The organism is Arenibacter flavimaris, assembly GCF_030291335.1.
Classification (GTDB): domain Bacteria; phylum Bacteroidota; class Bacteroidia; order Flavobacteriales; family Flavobacteriaceae; genus Arenibacter.
In genome coordinates this window covers 1-5,987 of the sequence record NZ_JASWIM010000076.1, presented here as the reverse complement: position 1 = coordinate 5,987, position 5,987 = coordinate 1, and the positions used below count along the sequence as shown (strand labels likewise).

4 protein-coding genes are annotated in these 5,987 nt (G+C 30.0%); 3 read left to right on the top strand and 1 reads right to left on the bottom strand.

The features are described from left to right. The first annotated feature begins 8 nt into the window (after nucleotides 1-8). The 3 genes from QSE00_RS25330 to QSE00_RS24950 all read left to right on the top strand — a co-directional run bounded on the left by QSE00_RS25330 (nucleotide 9) and on the right by QSE00_RS24950 (nucleotide 3,478). Nucleotides 9-164: an integrase core domain-containing protein gene (locus QSE00_RS25330; protein WP_353477504.1), complete on the top strand. Its 156-nt coding sequence runs from the start codon at nucleotides 9-11 to the stop codon at nucleotides 162-164. Nucleotides 165-243: 79 nt separating this feature from the next. Beyond that, complete coding sequence (locus QSE00_RS24955) at nucleotides 244-774, top strand: hypothetical protein (RefSeq protein ID WP_286107991.1); 531 nt, start codon at nucleotides 244-246, stop codon at nucleotides 772-774. A 7-nt stretch (nucleotides 775-781) separates the two neighbouring features. Then, nucleotides 782-3,478, top strand: coding sequence for a hypothetical protein (locus QSE00_RS24950; RefSeq protein WP_286107990.1), 2,697 nt, complete (start codon nucleotides 782-784; stop codon nucleotides 3,476-3,478). 1,150 nt (nucleotides 3,479-4,628) lie between these two features. On the opposite strand, the gene QSE00_RS24945 is transcribed toward QSE00_RS24950, so the two are convergent. Further along, nucleotides 4,629-4,964, bottom strand: a complete 336-nt coding sequence (locus QSE00_RS24945; protein ID WP_286107989.1) for a hypothetical protein — start codon at nucleotides 4,962-4,964, stop codon at nucleotides 4,629-4,631. Between the last annotated feature and the right edge of the window lie 1,023 nt (nucleotides 4,965-5,987).

The following is a 5,987-nucleotide window of genomic DNA, read 5'->3' as shown; positions in this document are numbered from 1 at the left end:
TAAGAACCCTGACCGATAAATGGAGGGAGGACTACAACAGGAAGCATCCCCACTCCGCTTTGGGAGATATACCACCTAGGGAATACAAAGACCGTTTCGGGGAAGAATTCTTCCCCGAAACGACCAATATTAAAGAAAAATTGTTGAATTTAGAGATGTCCTAAAAAGGGTAAGGCTACAGGCTCTATTGGTCTCAATACTACTGTTGAAAATTTAAATGCAACTGCATTAATTAATGATATAATGTCAATTAAAGTAAACCCAATCAAATATGATGAAGGTGTTGAATTGGTAAATGCAATATTGAATTATGAGAAAAAAAATATTACAAACGAGAATATAGATTTTTTACTTAAAAGAATTGAATGGCTAACACCTTTTTATATAAAACTCATGATAAAGGAAGTTATTGATTTGATGGAAGATGATGATGATGAAATAACAATTGAGTTAATTAATGATTCATTTCAAGAAATTATTGATTATAGGAATAATAATTATTTTGAACACTACTATAGTAGACTTAGAGGTTTCTTTAATGGTGAAGAATTTGATTTTATTATTGAAACACTAAGTTTTATTGTTAATCATAACATTATAAAAAAAGGAGATATTTATAATATAGCTGTTAAGTATAAAATTGAAAAACAATATAGAAGCTTAATACATACCTTGATATACGATGGATATATCCATTCTGAAGATTCAGGGGAATCATATAGGTTTAACTCACCAATATTAAAATTATGGTGGAAAAAATATGTAGCAAATTAATTCAATTATGAATACAACAATTTATAATCCTGCAAATAAAAGAAAAGACCAACTAATTGAAGAATTTGTTGTGAGAACCAGACTTTTTGAATCAATTATGTCTGATATAAAAACAACTGATAATAAATATCCTGGTCAACATTATTTATTAATTGGACAAAGAGGTTCAGGAAAAACAACTTTAATACATAGAGTAAAATATGCAATTGAAGATGATAAAGAGTTATCTAATCTGATTCCAATGGCACTAGGGGAAGAGCAATATGGTATAAGCGAGCTCTTAAATCTTTGGGAAAAAATTGGAGAAATTTTAGAAGATTATTATGGTTTTTCTCATTTATCTGATGAAATAGAAAATGAAATTAATAAATCAAATAGTGAAGAAAATTGCTTTGATATTCTAATAGACAGTTTAAAAAATAAAAAGAAAATTCTTGTACTTTTTATTGACAATTTTGGAGACTTATTAAAGAAGTTTTCCGATTTAGAAATCAAGAGGTTAAGAGAAATTTTAATGACATGTTCGTCTATACGATTAATTGCAGCTTCTCCTGTTTTAATTGAACAAATTTTAGATTATCAAAAGCCTTTATTTGAATTTTTTAAAACTATCCCATTAAAAGGATTAAACAATGAAGAAATTAAAATCTTATTATTAAAATTATCTGAATTAGATGATTCAGTCGACCAAATAAATCACATTATAGAAAAGAATCCTGAAAGAATCGAAATACTAAGGATTTTAACAGGCGGTGTTACCAGAACTATAGTGTCACTATATAAAATATTTGTAGATAATGTAGGAGGCAGCTCTATCAAAGATTTGCAGCTAACATTAGATGCTGTTACACCTTTATATAAGCATAGAATGGATGACCTCCCTAAAAACCAACAAAAAATAGTTGATATTGTGGCTAAAAGTTGGGATGCTACAAGTGTAAAAAATATAGCAAAAAACTCAAGAATTGAAAGTAAAATAGTCTCCGCACAATTAAGATATTTGGAAAAGAGTCAAATAATTGAAAAGATTCATACTGGTAAAAAAAATCATCTTTATCAGATAAAAGAAAGGTTTTTTAATATTTGGTATTTAATGCGGTATGGTAGAAAATATGATAAAAAACGTGTTATTTGGCTTGTCAGATTTCTTGAATCTTGGTGTAGTAAAGAAGAGCTTGAAAAAAGAGTGAGTTCACATATACATTCATTAAACAATGGTGAGTACGATGATGCTGCGGCGATTTTATTAGGAGAAGCGTATTTAAGCTGTAAAACGATAGATATTAAATTAAAAAAAGAACTCGTTTTAAGGTCGAAAGAAATATTACCGGAAAATTTAACTGAAGGAATGTCAATTTCAGATTCAGATTTATATTTCTCTGCATTTAATTACTATTTAAATGAAGATTACGAAGCAGCAATAAAAATTGCTCTAGAAATTTCGAAAAAAGATAGAATTTATGGATTTATTTCAAATTCATTTTATCAAATTGATGATTTAGATAACGCATTAAAGTATTCCAATCTATTAATGGAATCAGAGACTGAAATTGAAAATGTAGATTACGGGCTAAGAGGCTCAATTTACCATAAATTAGGCGAAAGTGAAAAGGCTATAAAGGAATATAAAGAAGCTATAAACAAAGGCTCTAACGAAGCATTGGGAGATTTAGGTTTTTTATATCTTCAGATTGATGAATTTGATTTAGCCGAAGAATACTTACTTAAGGGGTTAAAACATGATGAATCTAAAATGAAATCATCACATTTCTTAGGACATCTATATAGTATAAAAAACTCAAAAAAGAAAGCAATAAAATACTATAAAGTAGCTATAAGGTTAGGAGATAAAAGGGCTAATTTATGTTTAGCGAGATTATATGATGAGAATAACGATTTTGATAATGCTAAAATTTATTTTAAAAAGGCTCTCGAATATTATCCAGAAGAAAGTTCGATTGATTTAGCGACTATATTGTTTGAAAAAGATAGCAAAAGTAAAGAAGCTGAAAAATTATTGAAATCTATTAAAGATATTGAAAATTCACAAATTCAATTTTCAATAGCAAAAGTATATGACGTATATGCGGAAAATTATTCCAAAGCAAAATTGCATTACAATAAATCAATTAAATTAGGAAATAAGGAGGCAATTCACAAATTAGCTCATGTTTATGAAAACATGGGTGATTTTAAAAATGCTGAAAAGTATTTTTTGAAAAGCTACGAGATTAATGAAGATTACGACGCTTTAGTGTGTCTATCTGAATTATACCTAGATGCTAATGAATTTAAAGAAAAAGCACTAAGTCATATTAAATTAGCTAATAAAAACATCAAATTCAACTCACTAAAAAAATTACTTTATGCAAAAGTATTGCTTTGGAATAATGAGATTGAAACTTCTTTAGAAGTTATTAACCCAATTTTAAGTGCATTTGAGGATGATGAAAACAACGAAGATTTTCAATATGAATTTAATGATATTATTGAGTATTTTATAGAATTGATAAGTATAGGTTATTATAATATTGTTTATGATTTATTAAATAAACACCAAATAATTGATATGTTTAAACCTATCTATTTTACACTTATGCATTATATGAAAGACGAATTTCCAGATGAATATTTAAAAATGGGAGAGGAAATTAAAGAAGTTGTTGATGAAATTATTAATGATATTGAGAACAAAAAAAAATAATTTAAAACTTGGCCTCATAAAATTTTGGCTAAAACAATAGGAGAAATGAGCGTGTATATTTTAGGGATTTAGTAATACAGTTTCTTAAGAGTTTCAATTATACAAGTGATTTCAAAGCAATGTTAACCAGTTACAATGTTTCCTAAAATATAGCGAAAGAGCCTTTAATTGTTTCCAAAATTATATGCAGCCTTGAATTTTTGTTTCTTTTGTTTCAAGACAAAAGATAATGAAACATTAAAAAAAGGATTAATTGAAGTTCTACATATAACAAGTGCATAGAATTTTATTTTTCTTAAAATTTATGCTCTTGTGGCAAGTTTACGAGAATCATCTAAAATTTTTTATGACGTACATTTTATCGAATACGCGATTTTTAATAAGAGCAAAAGGTTAGCTTTTATTTTGGCGTTGGCTAGCGTTGGATAATTGTGTGTAAAATAAATTGCCAGAGCAATTTGATTTTATAAAACAATCGAGCGCTTGGTAGCGGCTATTTTACATAACGGCTAATTATAGATACATAATGTTTTAAAAAACTCTGCGAAGCAAACCGCTTATTAGTTTAATGACCCAAGTTCCAATTATTCTAATGAAAACGAATGCTTCTGGGATATTTTACATAATACTACATTATAGCTATCAAATGGACTCCTCTTATAAAATACCAATGATAACATTTGTACTATAATTTACATTATGTAAAATACGATAAAATATAGGAGATTAAGTATCTCCTATATTTTATGCGAGATGGCGCGCTGGCCAAGAATACTGTAAACATCATTTACGTCGGCCCTATTAAACATACAGCCTTTAAAATCATTTATGTAGGATTCTGGATGTAAGATTGAGTATCTCCTATATTTTATGCGAGATGGCGCGCTGGCCACAAGAATACTATAAACATCATTTACGTCGGCCCTTTTAAACATACAGCCTTTAAAATCATTTATGTAGGATTCTGGATGTAAGATTAAATATCTGCGTAATTTATAACAGTATAGAATCCGATGGTAAACCATATTCCATAAAAAAAGCTCCGAATATCAATATCCGGAGCTTTTTTTCCTATTTTTCCTTTAATGTTATTGCCCTTGGCTACATGCTCTAGTAAAACACCCACAGGAAAATCATAGGCAACGCTTTACTACCGCAACATGTTGCTGTATTCCTCCACCGACTTTTGTACTTCCAGATAGGAACGGATCTGGGCCATCGTTTTTTCAAAGAGTTCAATCTTTAAATCCTTTTCCCTTTTTAAAGCCTTGATCAATTCCACATTCGTATTTTTCAAGCTCTTTAATGTGTGTCGGAGAGTTTCAGATTTAATAAACAATGAGTATGTGTTGGGTTCACATACATAAGAGGTCAATTTTTTTTCCAATTGGCATAAGTCATTATTGGTACGCTCCAATTTTAAAATACATCCACTGTTGGAAGGCCTGCTAATCAAATTTCTACTAATCTTTGTGGTTGTTTCCATAGTGTAAGCTTGTTTTAGGGTTAACGGATTTTTTTTGGTACACTCTTATATAAATTGATTTTATTGGTCTGTAGCTAAAAGATACGACAAAAATCCCATTTTTATATAAGCAAATCCCTCATTAACATTAGTTTAAAGCAATATTAACACCCCTCCCCGCATCGACGTACCGGATTATTTCTCCGACCAACGGTGCATTTTCCATGAAATCCCTGCTTTTTATTGGGCCCCTACTCCTACGCCTAACAATTTCTCTCCCTCCACTCCCCTCCTGCCCCAAATCATTAGTTTAACACCAACCCCATCAACTTTGCTGCTAACATAAGCCTCTCCTGTATGATTTCATCTAGTTTATGAATGGGAATCCTTATCCACAGAATAGGATTCAAAAGCTCCGAGATTCAGCTTTTTGTTTTGAAAAAAGCGCGGAGTTTTGAATCCGATTTTTAGACATAGTCTAAAAAATTCCTTGGAGAAGGTGTCTTTTCTTTTGTTTCGTTTTCTTTGGACAAGCAAAGAAAATGAAAAGTAGATTTGGTTATGGGTACTTTATTTGATTACAGGTTTAGATTTAAGTCGGAAGATATTCCACAATCAAGGAAATTGATGATACAGGCAAATATAAAAATTAATGAAAACCTACTGGGAAAAATGAATGATAAAAAAGAATCCCCGATGCATTGCATCGGGGATTCTTAATATGGTTATAAAGATTATGGCAACTACCAGCTGATCTCTTCAGATTCACCATTAGGATAGGTAACAGTAACTGTCTGTCATCTAGATGCCAACTCTGTATTTCTAGGTTGCAATATTCCGATTGACATTCTAAAAAGAATTATCGGTATCGGTATTAAAGATTTAAGGAGAAATGAGTCGAAAATCAGAGCAAGAAGTTTGTGAATGGGAATCCTTATCCACAGAATAGGATTCAAAAGCTCCGAGATTCAGCTTTTTGTTTTGAAAAAAGCGCGGAGTTTTGAATCCGATTTTTAGACATAGTCTAAAAAATTCCTTGGAGAA